The sequence below is a fragment of the Streptomyces sp. NPDC002574 genome (genome assembly GCF_042889545.1).
Lineage (GTDB): Bacteria > Actinomycetota > Actinomycetes > Streptomycetales > Streptomycetaceae > Actinacidiphila.
In genome coordinates, this window is record NZ_JBIARB010000011.1 from 264,212 (window position 1) to 280,746 (window position 16,535).

The window sequence follows — 16,535 nt, forward strand, 5'->3', positions numbered from 1 at the left end:
GAGGCGTGCCCCCACCCGCGCGGCTGCCTCCCCGTCCCCACCTCCCCCACGGAGCCCACGTGAAGTGCTACGACTGCCTCCAGGAAGCACGCCGGGACACCGAGGAAATCGGCATCTGCTCCCGCTGCAACCTGTTCGTCTGCGCGGACCACGCCCTGGTCATCCGGCACCTCGTCCACCAGCCGAACGGGCTGGGGAGGGCCACGAGCCGCCTGCCGGCACGCAGGCTCGTCTGCACCACCTGCCGCGCCGCCGAGACGTCCGCCACCGGCGGCGACCTCGCCGGGGCGGGCCAGAATTGACCTCGCCCACACCTGCGGACGGGCCGGCGGGGCAGGCCGCGGGCGACCTGCTCAAGCGCAAGGGGCTGCGCAGCACCGCACAGCGCCGCGCCATCCTGACGGCCCTGCTGGGGCACCCCCACTCCTCGGCCTCGGACCTGGAGGCCCGTATCGGCCCGGGCTCCACCGCGCGCGGCCGCCTCTCACGGCAGGGCCTCTACAACGTGCTGGACGACCTGACCCGGGCGAGGCTCATCCGCTGCATCGAGCCGGCCGGCTCCCCCGCGCGGTTCGAACTGCGCGTGGGCGACAACCACCACCACCTGGTGTGCCGCGGCTGCGGGCTCATCGAGGACGTCGACTGCGCCGTCGGCGTGCCCCCCTGCCTGGACCCGGTGGAGGACAAGGGCTTTGTGATCGACGAGGCCGAGATCATCTGGTGGGGCCTGTGCGCACCGTGCCAATGCGAGTCCGCCACCGAGTCGTAGCGCCTCAGGGGCCTGAGCCCAGCGGCCTCAGCGCTCCCGTTCGCGGGCCGACCTGCGCAGCCTGGCGGGCGTGGTGCCGGTCGCCACCCGGAAGGCCCGGCCGAAGGCCGACTCCGAGCCGTACCCGACGGCCGCGGCGACCGCCCCCACCGGGCGGTCGGTGCCGGTGAGCAGGTCGGCAGCGAGCAGCATCCGCAGCCGCGTGACGAACTCCCCGGCGTTCATCCCCGTCTCGCGGTCGAAGTGTGACCGTGCTGGAGGCGGGTCCGCGGGTCATGCCGCGCGGGGACGCCGATGTGGCCGGCACCGTCGTGGGGATCCTCCAGGACGACGGCGTCGCGTTCGTCACGGGCGCCCGGGTCACCCGGGTCACCGACGGGCCCGGGCACGCCACCGTGCACCACCTGCTGGGCGACGAGGAGTACACCGTCGACGCGGAGGCCGTGCTCGTCGCCACCGGCCGCAGGCCCGCCACCGACGGACTCAACCTGGAGGCGGCGGGGATCCGCACCACGCCCTCCGGCGCGATCGAGGTCGACGAGCACCTGCGCACCAGCCAGCCGCACGTCTACGCCGTCGGGGACGTCAACGGCGGCCCGCAGTTCGCCTACCTCTCGCTGGACGACAGCCGGATCGTCGCGGACCACCTCCTCGGCTCGGACGAGCGCACCACGGCCGACCGGGTCGCCGTGCCGTACACCGTCTTCACGACGCCTCCGCTGTCCCGGGTCGGCCTCACCGAACGCGAGGCCCGCGACCTCGGTCACGACGTACGGGTGGCCGCGAAGCCCGTGGCGCAGATCGCCTCGATGCCCCGGGCGAAGATCGTCGGGGAGACCCGGGGCCTCATGAAGTTCGTGATCGACCAGGTCACCGACCGGGTCCTCGGCGCGGCCCTGATCAGCGTCGACTCCCAGGAACTGATCAACACGGTCGCGCTGGCCGTCCGGCACGGCGTCACCGCACGCGAACGGCGCGACACCGTCTACACCCACCCCAGCTCCACCGACGCCTTCAACGAGGTGCGTTCCGCTTCCTGACCCGTCCCGGCGGGCCGTCGCCGTCCCCGCCCCGGGCCCGGATGCCCCGAGGCGGGTGGCGGGGATATCGTCCCGTTATGGCAGAGCCCCGGTCGCGCCGGTCCGGCGCTCCCCGGCGGCGACCGTCCGCGGTGGCGCCGTCAGGGGCGGGTCGATGACGGGCGGGCATCGTCCGGGACCGGACGGCTCACGTGGTGCGGCGGCCGAGCTGGACCGCGCACTCGCCGACGCGGTGCGGGCCACGGGGTCGCACGCGGCGGCCGTGTTCCTCCTGGTCCCGGAGGAGCAGGCGCTCCGCATGGAGGTGGTGACGGGTCTGTCGGCCCGGGTGGTCGGGCCGTGGTCCCGGCTCGCGCTGGCGGCTCCCGTCCCGGTGGCCACGGCCGTCCGCGAGGGACGCCCGGTGTGGGTGCGCGGCCACGCGGAACTCGCCCGGCGGTTCGCGCGCACCGCGTACGCCCTGCCCTACGAACTGGCCATGATCGTCATGCCGCTGGCGACGGACGGCACGAAGTGGGGCGCGCTGCAGATGCTGTGGCCGGGCACGCGGGCCGAACACCTCGCTCCCGGCGAGGAGTCCGCCGTCACCGCCGCCGCGGACCGGATGAGCCGGGCATTGGCCCGCGCCGCCGCGAGCGGTGACGCCCTGCGCCCGGCGCCCGTGCCCCGGGTGCTGCCCGCCGCAGCCCCCGCACGCCACCCGCCCGCCGAGGCCCAGGCGGCGGCCGATCTCACCGAGCGCCTGGCGGTGGGGGTGCTCTCGCTCGACCTGGACGGCCGCGTCACGTTCCTCAACGCCCGCGCGGCGGAGCTGCTGGGCCGGACGAAGGGCGACCTCATGCGCACCCGCCCCTGGGAGACCCTGCCCTGGCTCGACGATCCGGCCTTCGAAGATCCGTATCTCGGGGCGCTGTTCAGCCGGCTGCCCTCCCGGTTCACCGCCCTGCGTCCGCCGGACCGCTGGCTGTCGTTCCTGCTGAGCCCGGACGCCACCGGCATCAGCGTCCGGGTCCGGCCGGCCGGGGCGCCCGAGGGGAACCCGGCCTGGCGCTCCGCCCCCTCGGCGACAGCGCCCTCCCGGGCCGGCGCGCTGTACCACCTGCTCTACATCTCGGCGGGGCTCACCGAGGCGGTCGACCTGCGGGACGTGACCGCGGCCGTGACCGACCAGATCATGCCCGTGCTCGGCGCCGACGGCTTCGGGCTGCTGACCGCCGACGAGGGACGCATCGAGATCCTGGCCACCCGCGGCTTCTCGCCCAGCAGCACCGCGTACTTCGAGCACCTGCCGCTGGCGGCCGGCACCCAGGGCGCGCAGGTGGTCGAAACAGGCGTGCCCGCCTTCTTCTCCCGGCCGGACGAGCTCCGCCGCGCCCACCCCGACATCGCCCTCTACCGGGAGATGGACGGCTGGGCGTTCCTGCCGCTGAACGCCTCCGGACGGACGATCGGCTACTGCGTCCTCGGCTATGCCGACGGCCGCACCTTCGGTCCCGACGACCGCGCGGCGCTGACCTCGCTCGCGGGCATGATCGCCCAGGCCCTGGAACGCGCCAGGCTCTTCGACGCCAAGAACCGGCTCGCGCACGTGCTGCAGAACGCGCTGCTGCCGCGGTCCCTGCCGGACGTCCCGGGGCTGCGCGTGGCGGCGCGCTATCTGCCCGCGACCCGCGGGATGGACATCGGCGGGGACTTCTACGACCTGATCCGCCTCGACGGTTCGGCGGTGGCCGCGGTGATCGGCGACGTCCAGGGGCACAACGTCGGTGCCGCCGCGCTCATGGGCCAGGTGCGCACCGCCGTCCACGCCCACGCCAGCACCGGTGCTCCGCCCGGTCAGGTCCTGGCACGCATCAACCGGCTGTTCGAGGACCTCGAGACCGATCTGTTCACCAGTTGCCTGTACGCACGGCTCGACCTCCCCCGGCAGCGGGCGACGCTGGCCAGCGCGGGCCATCTGCCCGCGATCGTGCGCCACCCGGGCGGCGGTGCCGAGATCGTGCAGGCGCCCTCGGGGATCCTCCTCGGCGTCGAGGCCGACGCCCAGTACCCGGCCGCCGAGATCCCGTTGCCGCCGGGGGCGGTGCTCCTGCTGTACACCGACGGCCTCGTCGAGCGCCCCGGCACGGACATCGGCACCGCAGTTCACGAACTCGCCGACCGTCTCGCCGCCGCACCCGCGGATTCCCTCGACGCGCTTGCGGACGGACTCATCCGCGAGGCGCGCGGCACGGACCGGGGCCGCGACGACATCGCGCTCCTGCTGGTCGGCCCCGAGGAGCGCGGCCGGTGACGGTCCCGGCCCGCGCGCTCCCCGGGGCGGCCCGTCAGCGGGAGCGGCGGCGCAGGCGGCGGCCGACGAGGACGGCGCCCGCGCCGGCGACCAGGGACACGCCGGCGACGCCGCCGAGGCCGGTGAGTTCACGCCGGGGCGCGACGGAACCGGTGTCCGCCAGCGACGGGCCCGCGGACCCGGTCCCGGACGCGGTGGCGGCCTGCAGGATCAGGTCGGTGACGGCGTCCGGGTGGGCGATCAGGGAGACGTGGCAGGAGTTGATCTCCACCGTGTGCGAGTGCGCACGGCGGGCCTGGAAGCGCTCCTGCTCCGGGCTGATGGTCATGTCCTGGCGGCCGATCATGGCCCAGGACGGGATGGTCTTCCACGCCGCGACCTTGGCCGTCTCGGAGAACGCGGTGGTGGCCGCGGGCCGCTGGGTGACGCCCAGCAGGTCGGCCTGGCTCTCCGGCAGGCAGGCGGCGAAGACCGGGTACACCTTGTCGCGCTTGAGGTACAGATCGGTGCCGCTCTGCCCGTGGCCCTCCTGGTAGGGGACGGACCTGGTCGCGGTACCCAGGGCGCTGGGGAACCGGGCGCCCAGCGACGCGCCGCTCTCGCCGACGTCGGGCATCAGGGCATCGATATAGACCAGGGCCTTGACCTGGGAGTGCCCCGCCGCGGCCGAGCTGATCACGGCGCCGCCGTAGGAGTGGCCGGCCAGCACCACCGGGCCCTTGACGGAGTCCAGTACCGACGAGATGTAGGTCGCGTCGTTGTACAGGCCGCGCAGCGGGTTGGCGGGGGCCATGACCGTGTAGCCGCGGCGTTCGAGCCGTTCCGCGACCCCGTTCCAGCTGGAGGCGTCCGCGAACGCCCCATGGATGAGGACGACGGTGGGCTTGCCGCCGCTGGTGTCGCCGTCGGCGGCGGCAGGGGTGGCCGGGGTGGCGGCCGCGGCGCACAGGGCCGCGGCGGCCGCCGCCGCGGCGAGGTGGGAGCGGCGCGCACGCCGTCGCGAGCCGAGGACCGGAGATGCCGTCATGCCGTTCTCGCTTCCCTTGGGGCCTATGGCACACCAGCGTTCAGGCATCGGCGGGTCCGGGCCCGGCCATGCTGTCCGACCGGGTGAAAACGGCGCGGCATCGGAGTGAGTCCGGCGCGCCGGGACGCTCCGGGGAAGGGACCGGTGAGCTCCACGTTCCCGATGAGGTCCTGCCGCAGCCGCCGTACCTCGGCCCAGGGGGCGTCGACGAGTGCGTCCCGCCACCGCGCGAGGTCGACGAGCCGCGAGGCCCACAGCCGGGCGCGGAACTCCGCTTGCACGGCGGTGGCGTCACCGGCGACCAGGAAGTGGACGCGGATCAGCACGCCGTGGGGGTGCCGCAGCCGGAGCCCGGCCGGCCAGGGCGCGCCGTGCTCCCAGAATCGCCCGTGGCGCGCGGGGGAACGGCAGCCGCGCGGCGGGCCCACGGTGTTCGGTGCGACCCCGCTTCCGGCCATCCGCCTCACTCCCCGGCGGCGGATGCCCCCGTCAGGACCACGGTGCCGCCGCGCGGCGCGCGGCGGCCCTCCGCATCGGGACGACGTGCCCTCGGATCCCGCCGCCGGGGTCCGCGGTCGCGCGGGGGCGCGGGTCAGGGCCGGTAGACGGCGCCGGGGGCCGGGGTGCCCGGGGCGAGCAGCTGCGGGACGGTGACGAAGGTGAAGCCGCGCTGCCTGAGCGCGTCGATGATGCCGGGCACGGCGGGCAGGGTGCCCCGGTAGCCGGGCGAGCCGGCGGCGGGGACGAGGTCGTGCAGCAGGATGATGCCGTCACGGTCCGCCTGGTCCAGGACGCGCTTGGTGATCAGGGCGGAGTCGTTGGTCGCGAAGTCCTTGGCCGTGACGCTCCACAGCACCTCGGAGAGCCCCAGCTCGCGGGCGACTCCCTGGACGGTGTCGTTGGTGCGGCCCTGCGGCGGGCGCACCAGGGTGGGGCGGTGGCCGGTGAGCCGCTCGATGGCGTCGTCGGGACGGTTCAGTTCCTCGCGTATCCCGTCGGCGTCGAGGTCCGTGAGGATCTTGTGGTCCCACGTGTGGCTGGCCACCTCGTGGCCCTCGGCGGCCATCCGCTTCACCGTCTCCGGGTAGCGCTCGATGTGCTTCTTGCCCAGCAGGAAGAAGGTGGCGTGCACCTTCTTCTCCTTCAGGATGTCCAGCAGGCGGGGACTGTTCGCGCTCGGCCCGGCGTCGAAGGTCAGGGCGATGCACTTGGCCTTGCGGCAGTCGACGCTCCCGAACTTTCCGGTGCCGTGGCTTCCCGCCGCGTCGCGCACCGTGCTCGGGGAGGTGGTGTGCACCTGGGTGCAGCCGGTCAGCGTCAGGGCCAAGGCCACCGCGGCGGCGGACAGGGCCGTCGCGGTGCGGCGCCGGGTCGACGAGGCGGGTTGCGGGCGTGCGGAAGTGCGTCGGCGCAGGCTGGAGAAGTGCATGGCGGGGACTATACACACCCCGTATACATGAAATTCATACTGGGGTGGCCGGACGGTTTCCGGTGCCGGCCGCCACCCGCCCGGACCGGCTCTCCCGGGAGGTCCGCTCGTGACACCACCTCGGGCGACAGGGTCCACTGGTGAGCCGCGCTAACCCCGCGGGGGCGGGGCCGTGGTGGCCCGGGCGGTGAGCCGGGCCGGGAGGACGGTGGTCTCGGGGACGTCGTCGTCGGCGAGCTTGGACATGAGCAGGCCCACGGCCCGTGTGCCGATCTCGGCCGTCGGGAGGGCGACCGAGGTGATGGGCAGCGGGGTCTGCTCGGCGATCTCGTCGGGGCAGATCGCGGTGACCGAGATGTCCTCGGGCACCCGCAGTCCCATGGCGGTGAAGGCGTCGATGAGGGGCTGGGTGATCGGTTCGTTGTGGACCACGACCCCCGTCAACGACGGCTGCTCCCGGACCAGTTGCTCGGCCATCGCCCGGGCGGCGGCGGGCGTCTCCGGGCACGGGTGCACGCACGAGCGCAGGCCCAGCCGGTCGGCGGCCGCCGTGAAGCCGGCCGCGACCCGGCGGGCGAAGCCGGTGCCGCGGACGTAGACCTCGGGGGGTGAGCCGACGAGGGCCACCGTGCGGTGGCCGAGCGAGGCGAGGTGTTCCACACACGCCTCGCCGGCCTCCGCGAAGTCCAGGTCGACGCCGGTGAGTCCGGCCGGGTCGGACGGGAAGCCGATGAGCACGGACGGGCGGTCCATGGTCCGCAGCAACGGGAGCCTGCGGTCCTCCAGCTCGACGTCCATGATGATGAACGCGTCCGCCATGGCGCTCTCGGCGACCCGCATGATGCCCTCCTCCCCCTCGCTCTGGGTGAGGAGGAGGACATCGTGGTCGTGTTCGCGGGCCGCGGTCAGCACGGAGGTCGCGAACTGCATGACCACCGGCACGTGGATGCCCTTGCGCAGGGGCAGCACCAGACCCAGCACCCGTGACCTGCTGCTGGCCAGCGAACGGGCACCGGCGTGCGGCCGGTAGCCCAGTTCACGGATGCTGTTCTCGATGCGCTCCCGGGTCTCCGGCGAGATCGGCCGCTTGCCGCTCAGCGCGTAGCTGACGGTGCTCGGGGACACCTGCGCGTGCCGCGCGACATCGGTGATCTTGACCATGAGACTCCCTTGCCCCTCGTCCCTTGCCCCTTGTCCCTTGTCCCCGGCTAGGCGGAGAGGTCCAGCGTGAGCACCGTCGTACCTGCCGCCGCACGGGCGGAGGGTCCGCCCGCCACCTCGACGCCCCACGGGAAGCGGGCGTCGGAGGTCTCGGCCCGCAGCGTGGCGCCGTCGCGCACGACGGTGATCTCGGCCGCGGCCGAGCCGTCATCGCCGGGGATCCGGACGGTGGTCCGGGAGCCGTCGGCCGGTTCGAAGACCCGGACGGTCACGTCGTCCGCCCACACGTAGTCGGGGCGGTCGGTGACCGCGCCCACCGGGATCGCGGCGCCGGGCCGGGCCAGCAGCGGCACGCTGAGGTAGTCGTGCGTCTCGCGCACCCAGCGCGGGCCGGTGACCTGCTCCCCGGTCGTGAAGTGGGTCCAGGTGCCCTCGGGCACGTAGTACGACACCTCGCCGTTCTCGGAGAACACCGGCGCCACCAGCAGGTCGCCGCCGAGCATGTACTGGCGGTCCAGCGGCGCGCAGCCCGGGTCGTCCGGGAACTCCAGCACCATGGCGCGCATCATCGGGACGCCCTCGGTGTGCGCCTGGTGGGCGGCCCCGTAGAGGTAGGGCATCAGGCCCAGCTTGAGCTTGGTGAAGTGGCGCAGTACATCCACCGCCTCCTCGTCGAAGAGCCACGGCACGCGGTAGGACGAGGAGCCGTGCAGCCGGCTGTGCGAGGAGAGCATGCCGAAGGCGGTCCAGCGCTTGAACAGACCCGCGTCGGGCAGGCCCTCGAAGCCGCCGATGTCGTGGCTCCAGTAGCCGAAGCCGGACAGGCCGAGCGACAGGCCGCCGCGCAGCGACTCGGCCATCGACTCGTACGTGGACTCGCAGTCGCCGCCCCAGTGCACCGGGAACTGCTGGCCGCCGGCCGTGGCCGAGCGGGCGAACAGCACGGCCTCGCCCTCGCCGCGGTGCTCGCGCAGCACGTCGAAGACGGTCTTGTTGTAGAGCTGCGTGTAGTAGTTGTGCATGCGCTCGGGGTCGGAGCCGTCGAAGTACGCGACGTCGGTGGGCACGCGCTCGCCGAAGTCGGTCTTGAAGCAGTCCACGCCCATGTCGAGCAGCGCCTCGAGCTTGCCCGCGTACCAGGCGCAGGCATCGGGGTTGGTGAAGTCGACCAGGGCCATGCCGGGCTGCCACAGGTCCCACTGCCAGACGCTGCCGTCAGGGCGCTTGAGCAGGTAGCCGGCGGCCTTGCCCTCGGCGAACAGCGGGGACCGCTGGGCGATGTAGGGGTTGATCCACACGCAGATGTGCAGGTCGCGCTCCTTGAGCCGGCGCAGCATCCCCTCGGGGTCGGGGAAGACCCGCGGGTCCCACTCGAAGTCGCACCAGTTGAACTCGCGCATCCAGAAGCAGTCGAAGTGGAAGGCCGACAGCGGAAGGTCGCGCTCGGCCATGCCCTCGACGAATCCGGTGACGGTCTGCTCGTCGTAGGAGGTGGTGAACGACGTCGTCAGCCAGAGCCCGAAGGACCAGGCGGGCGGCAGGGCCGGCCGGCCGGTGAGCGCGGTGTACTTGCGCAGGATCTCCTTGGGCGAGGGGCCGTGGATGACGTAGTACTGCAACTGCTGGCGCTCGGCGCTGAACTGGACGCGGGAGACCTGCTCCGAGGCGACCTCGAAGGAGACCTTGCCGGGATCGTCGACGAAGACGCCGTAGCCGGCGTCGGTCAGGTAGAACGGGACGTTCTTGTAACTCTGTTCGCTGCTGGTGCCGCCGTCGGCGTTCCAGATGTCCACGGTCTGGCCGTTCTTGACAAGCGGCCCGAAGCGCTCGCCGAGGCCGTAGACGGAGGTGCCGACGCCGAGGCGCAGTTGCTCGCGGACGTGGTGCCCGCCGTCGGCGGTGCTCATCAGCGCCATGGCCTTGACGTCGCTGCTGGTGATCGTGCGGTCGTCGGCGTCGCGGAACTCCATCCGCCACTCGCCGTCGCGGGCGAAGCGCACGCTCAACTCGCCGGAGGTGAGGACGGCTTCCTTGTCGTCGACGGTCACCACGGGCTCGTGCGGCAGCTCGTGCAGCTCGAAGTGCGGGCCGGTCGGGGCGCCGCCCTCGAAGTGGGTGACGCGCACCCCGATCACCCCCGGCATCGGCGCGGTGCAGTCGACGGTGACGACCGGGCCCTTGAGGGTGTCGCCGCGGTGCCGGATGTGCTGGGTGGGGGCGTAGATCCGGAGCGTGCCGTTTCCGGGGACGGCATCGAGGACCTCTGCCGGGTACGCCGCCGTGACGCCTTCGCGCAGCAGCCAGTACCCGTCGGTGAACTTCATGGAGATGCCTTTCCCGGTGGGTGCCACCGGCGTTCTCGGTACGTGTAAGAGGCATGGGGGGCTCTGCCTCCGGCCCGGGGAGGGAGGGCGGGAGGCAGAGCGGCGGGGCGGGGCCCGCGGGACGGTGGTCGGCCGCCCCGCGGGCGGGCGGTGCCGGTGGCGGCCCGCGGCCGCGTCACTTCACCGCGCCCACGGCGATGCCGCGGGTCAGGGTCCGCTGGAAGACCAGGAAGAAGACGATGGCGGGCAGCGCGCCGAGCAGGCCGGCCGCGTTGGTCATCGTCGCGTCCATCAGCCGCTGGCCCTGCAGGACGCCGAGCGCGACCGAGACGGTCTGGTTGTCGTTCGACGGCAGCATGACCAGGGGCAGCAGGAACTCGTTCCAGGTCCAGATGAAGAAGAACACCATCAGGACGCCGAGGGTGGGCCGGCTGATCGGGACCACCATCCGCCACAGGATCTGCCAGCTGTTGGCGCCGTCGATCCGGGCGGCCTCGATGACCTCCTTGGGGAAGGCCCCCAGCACCGAGGAGAGCAGATAGGTGCCGAACGCCGCCTGGATGACGCTGAAGACGATGATCAGGCTGACCCGGGTGTCGTAGAGGCCGACCTGCTTGGACAGGTAGTACAGCGGGTAGACCAGGGCCTCCTGCGGCAGCACGTTGGCCAGCACGAAGAAGGCGAGGATCCACGCGCGTCCCTTGATCCTGCCGATGCCGATCGCGTACGCGTTGAGCACCGACAGGACCACGCCGAACACGGCCACCAGGCCGGAGATCAGCACCGAGTTCACCAGCATCTGCCCGAAGTCGACCCGCGTCCAGAAGTCCGAGAGCGCGTCGAAGTGGAGGCCGTGGGGCAGGGCGAGCGGGCCGTGCGCGGAGTAGTCGGCGGGCGACTTCAGCGCGTTGTTGAGCACGATCAGGAGCGGCAGCACCATGAAGATCGCGCCGAGGATGATCGCCACCAGTACGGGGTAGCGCTTTGCCGCGGTCACTGGGCGTCCTCCGCGCGGGTCTGGAAGCGCAGGCCGACCATGGTCAGCGCCAGGATGATCAAGGTGAGCACCGTCGCGATCGTCGAGCCGTAGCCGACGTCGGTCTTCTCGAAGAACGTGGCGAACGAGAAGTACGACGGGACGATGGTCGCGTCCGCCGGTCCGCCCTTGGTGAGGACGTACACGGCACCGAAGACCTTCAGCGCGGCGATGGTGCACCAGAGCATCACCACGTAGATCTCGGGGCGGATCTGGGGCAGCGTCACGTGCCAGAAACGCTGCCACCAGTTCGTCCCGTCCAGCTCGGCCGCCTCGTAGAGCGCCGGGTCGGCCCGCTGGAGTCCCGCCATGAAGATCACGACGGGGAAGCCCAGCTGCACCCACACCATCACGGCCATCACGCTCCAGAGCGCGAACTTCGGGTCGCCCAGCCAGTCCTGCTGGAGCGAGCCCAGGCCCACCGCCTTGAGCAGCTCGTTGAGCGAGCCGTTCTCGGGGGCGAGGATCCAGCTCCACACGATGCCGGCGACCGTGATGGGCAGGACCTGGGGCAGGTAGAAGCAGGCGCGCAGCACGCTGGCCAGCTTCGATCCGAAGTGTTTGCCGATGAAGTCGAACAGGGTCGCGGCGACGACGAGGCCGACGGCGGTCGGGATCACCGCCATCGCCACGACCATGGCGAGGCTGTGCCGGAAGGACTCCCAGAAGCGCGAGTCCTTCATCAGCTCCCGGTAGTTGTCCAGGCCCGCCCATGCCGGGGAGCCGACGCCCTGCCAGTGCGTGAAGCTGAAGTAGATGTTCATCACGAACGGCACGACGATGACCGCCAGGAAGGCGAGGACACCGGGGATCAGGTACAGCGCGTACGGGTTGCGCAGCCGGAGGGGTCGGGCACTCATGACGTGGGCGCACCCGCGTCATAGGCCTTCTGCAGGTCGTCGAGCACCTCGTCCGGGCTCCCGCTGCCGGTGATCAGCTTCTGGGTCTCGGAGACGAGCACGTCGTAGAAGCCGGGGACCGGCCAGTCCGGGTAGAACGCCAGACCGTCCTGGGACGAGACCTTGTTGAAGTTCTCGATCAGTTCCTTGGAGCTGGGGTCGGTGATCGCCGTGGGCTCGGCCGCGACGGGCACGCCGCCGTTGTTGCCGAGGGTGTTCTGGATCCCCTTCTTCATCGTGATGTCGATGAAGTCGTAGGCCAGCTGCTTGTTCTTGGCGTTCTTCGGGACGACCCAGAGGTTGCCGCCGGAGCCGAGGGTGAGCTTGCTGCCGGGGAAGAGGAACGAGCCCCACTGGAACTTGTTCTCGTCGCGGAAGCGCCCGTACCACCAACTGCCGGAGAAGAAGATCGGGGACTTGCCGCTGATGAAGGAGACACCGGCGTCCTCGGCCTTGGCGCCGCTGCTCGTCTTGGCGATGTAGCCCTTCTTCACCCAGTCCGAGAGGGTGTTGGCGGCGTACGTCCAGGCGGCGTCGTGGAAGTCGGTCTTGCCCTTGTAGAGCTCGAAGGAGTCGACCCAGCTGCGGTCGGCCTTGGTCAGCGCCAGCTGGTAGAGGTACTGGTGGGCCGGGTACTCCGCGCCTCCGTTGGCGAGCGGGGTGATGCCCTTGGCCTTGAAGGCGGCCAGCGCCTGCTCGAACTCCTCGAACGTGGTGGGGACCTGGACGCCGTTCTTCTTGAACAGGTCCTTGTTGTAGTACACCATCGTGTACTCGCCGAAGTTGGGGATGCCGTACCAGTTCCCCGAGCCCATGACGCCCTTGGCGTCGTAGCGGCTGGTGGTGGTCACGCTGGGGCTGAGCAGCTTGTCCCAGCCGTACTTGGTGACCTGCGGGGTGAGGTCGGTGAGCAGGCCCTGCTTGGCCAGCAGGCCGGCGGTGGCGTTGCCCTTGTTGTACTCCATGACGTCAGGGGCGTTGCTGGAGTTGAGCACCATCGAGGCGGTCTTCTGGACCTGCTCGAAGCCCTTCGCCTCGAACTCCACCTTGACGCCGGGGTGCGACTTCTTGAACTCCGCTATCGCCTGGTCCCAGGCGACGCCCATCGCGCTGTTCGGGGCCTCGTAGTGCCAGAGCTTGAGGGTCTTGCCGTCGCCCTCCTCGCTGCCGCCGGAACTTCCGCACGACGTGATGAGCAGGACGCCCGCCAGGGCAGCTGCCGCGAGAGCTGCCGGTCTGCGCACCTTCAACATTGAAGTGACCTCCACCTGGGCTGTACGAACGGAGAGACGTCCCGTCGAATGGATTCGATGGGACGCGTCGAAGCGCTTCGACGCAGGACCGTATGCAGGGGCGGGTCATATGTCAATGGTGTTAACAAATCAACGACCAGCGATTTCCAGCGGGCGGCCGGCAGCAGGTGAGCGGCACCGCCGCCACCCCGGCCACCAGCGCGGACCTCCCTGCGGCACCCGCACGGAGCCGGCGAAGCGCTTGCCCGCGCCCGGACCGGGTACGTGACCGGTCATCGGGGCCGTCGGCATCGCAGGGAGTCGGACATGCGCATCGACCTCACGGGACGCACCGCGCTGGTCACCGGATCAACACAGGGGATCGGCGCCGCCGTCGCCGCGGGCCTCGCCCGCGCGGGCGCCAGGGTGGGGGTGAACGGCCGGACGTCGAAGCGGGTCGACGAAGCGGTCGAACGGCTCCGCGGCGAGGTCCCGGACGGCGACTTCGTACCCGTCAGTGCCGACGTCGCGACCGAGGACGGGACGTCCCGCGTGCTGACGGCGCTGCCCGACGTCGACGTGCTGATCAACAACCTCGGCGTCTTCGGGGCGGTGGACGCCTTCGACATCACCGACGCCGAGTGGCGGCGCTACTTCGAGGTCAACGTGCTCGCGGCGGTCCGCCTCACCCGCCACTACCTGCCGGGGATGACTGAACGCGGCTGGGGCCGCGTCCAGTACGTGGCCAGCGACTCGGCGGTCGTGACCCCCGTCGAGATGATCCACTACGGCATGACCAAGACCGCCCTGCTCGCCGTCGGCCGCGGCTTCGCCAAGAAGGCCGCCGGGACCGGCGTCACCGTGAACTCGGTGATCGCCGGCCCCACGCACACGGCGGGCGTCGAGGACTTCGTCCACCAGATGGTCGACCCTGACCTGCCCTGGGACGAGGCGCAGCGGGTCTTCATGCGGGAGCACCGTCCGCAGTCCCTGCTGCAACGGCTCATCGAGCCCGAGGAGATCGCCAACATGGTGGTCTACCTCAGCTCCGACTTCGCGTCCGCGACGACCGGCGGCGCGCTGCGGGTCGACGGCGGCTACGTGGACGCGATCCTGCCCTGACGGCGGCGGCCCGTCAGCGGGCGGGCCCGTGCAGGCCGAGGTCCCGCTCGCCGAACCGCGAGGAGACCAGGTTGGCCTGGTGCCAGTGCGGATCGATGAGTTCGGGGGCGCTGACCCTGTCGAGTCGGTCGATGTCCTCGGCCGTCAGCTCCAGTTGGGCCGCGCTCCGCCGACGTTGCCGAAGTTGTCCCGGCCCCCGAAGGTCATCGTCCCGCCGCCTCGCGCATGCCGCGGCGGCCCGCCCGGACACGCGCGAGGGGCGGAGCGCGTTCCGCGCCCCGCCCCTCGTCGTATGGCTCCGTACCGTCCTACGCGCGGTGGTACTGGACGGGAGTGCCGACCTCGCCGCCGAGCTTGCGCGCTGCGTGCCGGGCCCAGTACGGGTCGCGCAGCAGCTCCCGGGCGAGGAGCACGGCGTCCGCACGCCCCGAGGCCACGATGGCCGCCGCCTGCTCGGGCTCGGTGATCAGGCCGACGGCCGCCACCGGCATGCCGGTCTCGCTGCGCACGCGCTCGGCGTAGGGCACCTGGTAGCCGGGGACGGCCTCGATCCTGGCGTCCGGCACGTTGCCGCCCGTGGAGACGTCCAGCAGGTCCACACCGCGGGCGTGCAGTTCCTTGGCGAAGCGCACGGTGTCCTCGCCGGTCCAGCCCTCACGGTCGTCGTCCGCGTTCTCGGCGAGCCAGTCGGTCGCGGAGGTGCGGAAGAAGAGCGGCAGTTCCTCGGGCCACACGGCGCGGACCGCGTCGACGACCTCCAGGGCGAAGCGGGTACGGCCCTCGAAGGAGCCGCCGTACGCGTCGGTGCGCCGGTTGCTGTAGGGCGAGAGGAACTGGTGGATCAGGTAGCCGTGCGCACCGTGGATCTCGGCGACCTGGAAACCGGCGGCCAGCGCCCGGCGGGCCGCGTCGGCGAACTCCTGGACGATCTCCCCGATCCGCTCGGCGGTCAGCTCCACGGGGGGCGTCGAGTGCTCGGCGAAGGGAAGCGGGCTCGGGCCCACCGGGGTCCAGCCGTGCGGCTCGCCGGGCGGGATCGGCGCGCCCCGGTCGACCCACGTGCGCTCGGTGGAGGCCTTGCGGCCGGCGTGGGCGAGCTGGATGCCGGGGACGGTGCCCTGGGACTTCAGGAACTCAGTGATCCGCCGGAACGCGGCGACCTGGGTGTCGTTCCAGATGCCGAGGTCGTAGGGGCTGATCCGGCCCTCTGCGCTGACGGCGGTGGCCTCGGTGATGATCAGGCCGGTGCCGCCGGCCGCGCGGGCCGAGAGATGGGCGAAGTGCCAGTCGTTCGGCACGCCGGCGTCAGCGCCGTCCGGTGCCGCGCTGTACTGGCACATGGCCGCCATCCAGATGCGATTGGGGACGGTCAGCGACCTGAGGGTGTACGGCTCGAACAGGGTGGTCACGCGGGGTGTCTCCTCTGATGGCGTCGGGGGGCCTGGGGCAATGGCGCGGGCGTCCAGGCCGCCATATCAGTGCAACAGCGCCTTACAAGCAACCACAATAATTGCAGACGCCTATAAATGCAAACGCATGCTTTCACTCGCGCCGCCCCGGCGGCCGACAGAGAGCGGTCAGTAGAGCGTGGCGACAGCGGTGCGGTGCAGCATGTCCTCGGCCCGCCCCCAGGGCCAGCCGTTCTCGACGACGAGCGTGCGCCAGCCGGTGGGCCCGAACCAGAACCACAGCAGGTCGGCCGTCTCCTCGACGACACAGTGGCGCGGCGGCTCGTCGAGCCCGTGCAGATGGACGGCGACGGTGCGCAGCGCCGCACGGTACGCGGTGGTGGCCCGCTCCCACAGCGCCTCGCCGTTCTCGTGGACCGGCAGCGCCTTGTGGATGGCCTCGTGAACCCGGAACTGGCTCTCGTTCCCGGCGCGCGTGCCGTGCGCGACGGCGCGCAGCGCCTCGTCCGGGGTGCGCAGCGTGAGCACGCGGGCGACGGCGTCCCCGTACCCGGACTCCACAACGGCCGCGTCAACGATCCGGTCGAGGATGTCGCCCTTGCTCCCCACGCTGGCGAACACCGTCTTCGACGCCACGCCGGCCGCCGCGGCGATGTCCGCGACGGTGACGCGCCCGTAGCCGCGCTCGGCGAACAGCGCGGCGGCCCGGTCGAGGATCTGCGCGCGGGTGCGTGCCGCGGCCTGCTCGCGGAGGGGGGATACGTAGACGCGCTTCTGGTTCACCGGACCATCCT

At 71.8% G+C, this 16,535-nt stretch carries 16 protein-coding genes; 5 read left to right on the forward strand and 11 right to left on the reverse strand.

Going from position 1 to position 16,535, the window contains the following annotated elements:
• Positions 1-59 precede the first annotated feature (59 nt).
• Both ACFYXS_RS27440 and ACFYXS_RS27445 read left to right on the forward strand, forming a co-directional pair.
• The gene (locus ACFYXS_RS27440) at positions 60-302 is read left to right on the forward strand and encodes a DUF2180 family protein (RefSeq protein WP_389252810.1); all 243 of its coding nucleotides are present in this window, start codon (positions 60-62) and stop codon (positions 300-302) included.
• Positions 299-769, forward strand: coding sequence for a Fur family transcriptional regulator (locus ACFYXS_RS27445; RefSeq protein ID WP_389252812.1), 471 nt, complete (start codon positions 299-301; stop codon positions 767-769). The genes ACFYXS_RS27440 and ACFYXS_RS27445 overlap by 4 nt, the downstream gene beginning before the upstream one ends.
• A gap of 27 nt (positions 770-796) precedes the next feature.
• On the opposite strand, the gene ACFYXS_RS27450 is transcribed toward ACFYXS_RS27445, so the two are convergent.
• A complete protein-coding gene (locus ACFYXS_RS27450; RefSeq protein ID WP_389252815.1) occupies positions 797-994 on the reverse strand; it encodes a helix-turn-helix domain-containing protein in 198 nt (65 codons plus the stop codon).
• A 20-nt stretch (positions 995-1,014) separates the two neighbouring features.
• Here ACFYXS_RS27450 and ACFYXS_RS27455 point away from each other — a divergent pair, with 20 nt between their 5' ends.
• On the forward strand, positions 1,015-1,809 hold the full coding sequence (locus ACFYXS_RS27455) for an FAD-dependent oxidoreductase (RefSeq protein ID WP_389252817.1): 795 nt from the start codon (positions 1,015-1,017) through the stop codon (positions 1,807-1,809).
• Positions 1,810-1,963: 154 nt separating this feature from the next.
• Positions 1,964-4,102 (forward strand): SpoIIE family protein phosphatase, encoded by a 2,139-nt coding sequence (locus ACFYXS_RS27460; protein WP_389252820.1) that lies wholly within the window; start codon positions 1,964-1,966, stop codon positions 4,100-4,102.
• 34 nt (positions 4,103-4,136) lie between these two features.
• Here ACFYXS_RS27460 and ACFYXS_RS27465 read toward each other — a convergent pair whose 3' ends face one another.
• The 8 genes from ACFYXS_RS27465 to ACFYXS_RS27500 form a co-directional block, all read right to left on the reverse strand.
• Entirely contained in the window at positions 4,137-5,129 is a 993-nt protein-coding gene (locus ACFYXS_RS27465) for an alpha/beta fold hydrolase (RefSeq protein WP_389252822.1), read from the reverse strand.
• Between the two features lie 23 nt (positions 5,130-5,152).
• On the reverse strand, positions 5,153-5,587 hold the full coding sequence (locus ACFYXS_RS27470; protein WP_389252824.1) for a hypothetical protein: 435 nt from the start codon (positions 5,585-5,587) through the stop codon (positions 5,153-5,155).
• Positions 5,588-5,721: 134 nt separating this feature from the next.
• Positions 5,722-6,558: a polysaccharide deacetylase family protein gene (locus tag ACFYXS_RS27475; protein ID WP_389252826.1), complete on the reverse strand. Its 837-nt coding sequence runs from the start codon at positions 6,556-6,558 to the stop codon at positions 5,722-5,724.
• A 150-nt stretch (positions 6,559-6,708) separates the two neighbouring features.
• Positions 6,709-7,719, reverse strand: coding sequence for a LacI family DNA-binding transcriptional regulator (locus ACFYXS_RS27480; RefSeq protein ID WP_389252828.1), 1,011 nt, complete (start codon positions 7,717-7,719; stop codon positions 6,709-6,711).
• A 47-nt stretch (positions 7,720-7,766) separates the two neighbouring features.
• Complete coding sequence (gene yicI, locus ACFYXS_RS27485; RefSeq protein WP_389252830.1) at positions 7,767-10,043, reverse strand: alpha-xylosidase; 2,277 nt, start codon at positions 10,041-10,043, stop codon at positions 7,767-7,769.
• Positions 10,044-10,218: 175 nt separating this feature from the next.
• On the reverse strand, positions 10,219-10,983 hold the full coding sequence (locus ACFYXS_RS27490; RefSeq protein WP_389252926.1) for a carbohydrate ABC transporter permease: 765 nt from the start codon (positions 10,981-10,983) through the stop codon (positions 10,219-10,221).
• 53 nt (positions 10,984-11,036) lie between these two features.
• On the reverse strand, positions 11,037-11,939 hold the full coding sequence (locus ACFYXS_RS27495) for a carbohydrate ABC transporter permease (protein WP_389252832.1): 903 nt from the start codon (positions 11,937-11,939) through the stop codon (positions 11,037-11,039).
• Positions 11,936-13,231, reverse strand: a complete 1,296-nt coding sequence (locus ACFYXS_RS27500; protein WP_389252834.1) for an extracellular solute-binding protein — start codon at positions 13,229-13,231, stop codon at positions 11,936-11,938. The genes ACFYXS_RS27495 and ACFYXS_RS27500 overlap by 4 nt, the downstream gene beginning before the upstream one ends.
• A gap of 306 nt (positions 13,232-13,537) precedes the next feature.
• On the opposite strand from ACFYXS_RS27500, the gene ACFYXS_RS27505 reads away from it, so the two are divergent.
• Positions 13,538-14,332 (forward strand): SDR family NAD(P)-dependent oxidoreductase, encoded by a 795-nt coding sequence (locus ACFYXS_RS27505; RefSeq protein ID WP_389252837.1) that lies wholly within the window; start codon positions 13,538-13,540, stop codon positions 14,330-14,332.
• A gap of 308 nt (positions 14,333-14,640) precedes the next feature.
• Here the strand turns inward: ACFYXS_RS27505 and ACFYXS_RS27510 are convergent, their stop codons facing one another.
• Positions 14,641-15,741, reverse strand: coding sequence for an NADH:flavin oxidoreductase/NADH oxidase (locus ACFYXS_RS27510; protein ID WP_389252839.1), 1,101 nt, complete (start codon positions 15,739-15,741; stop codon positions 14,641-14,643).
• 168 nt (positions 15,742-15,909) lie between these two features.
• The gene (locus ACFYXS_RS27515; RefSeq protein ID WP_389252841.1) at positions 15,910-16,524 is read right to left on the reverse strand and encodes a TetR/AcrR family transcriptional regulator; all 615 of its coding nucleotides are present in this window, start codon (positions 16,522-16,524) and stop codon (positions 15,910-15,912) included.
• Positions 16,525-16,535: the final 11 nt, after the last annotated feature.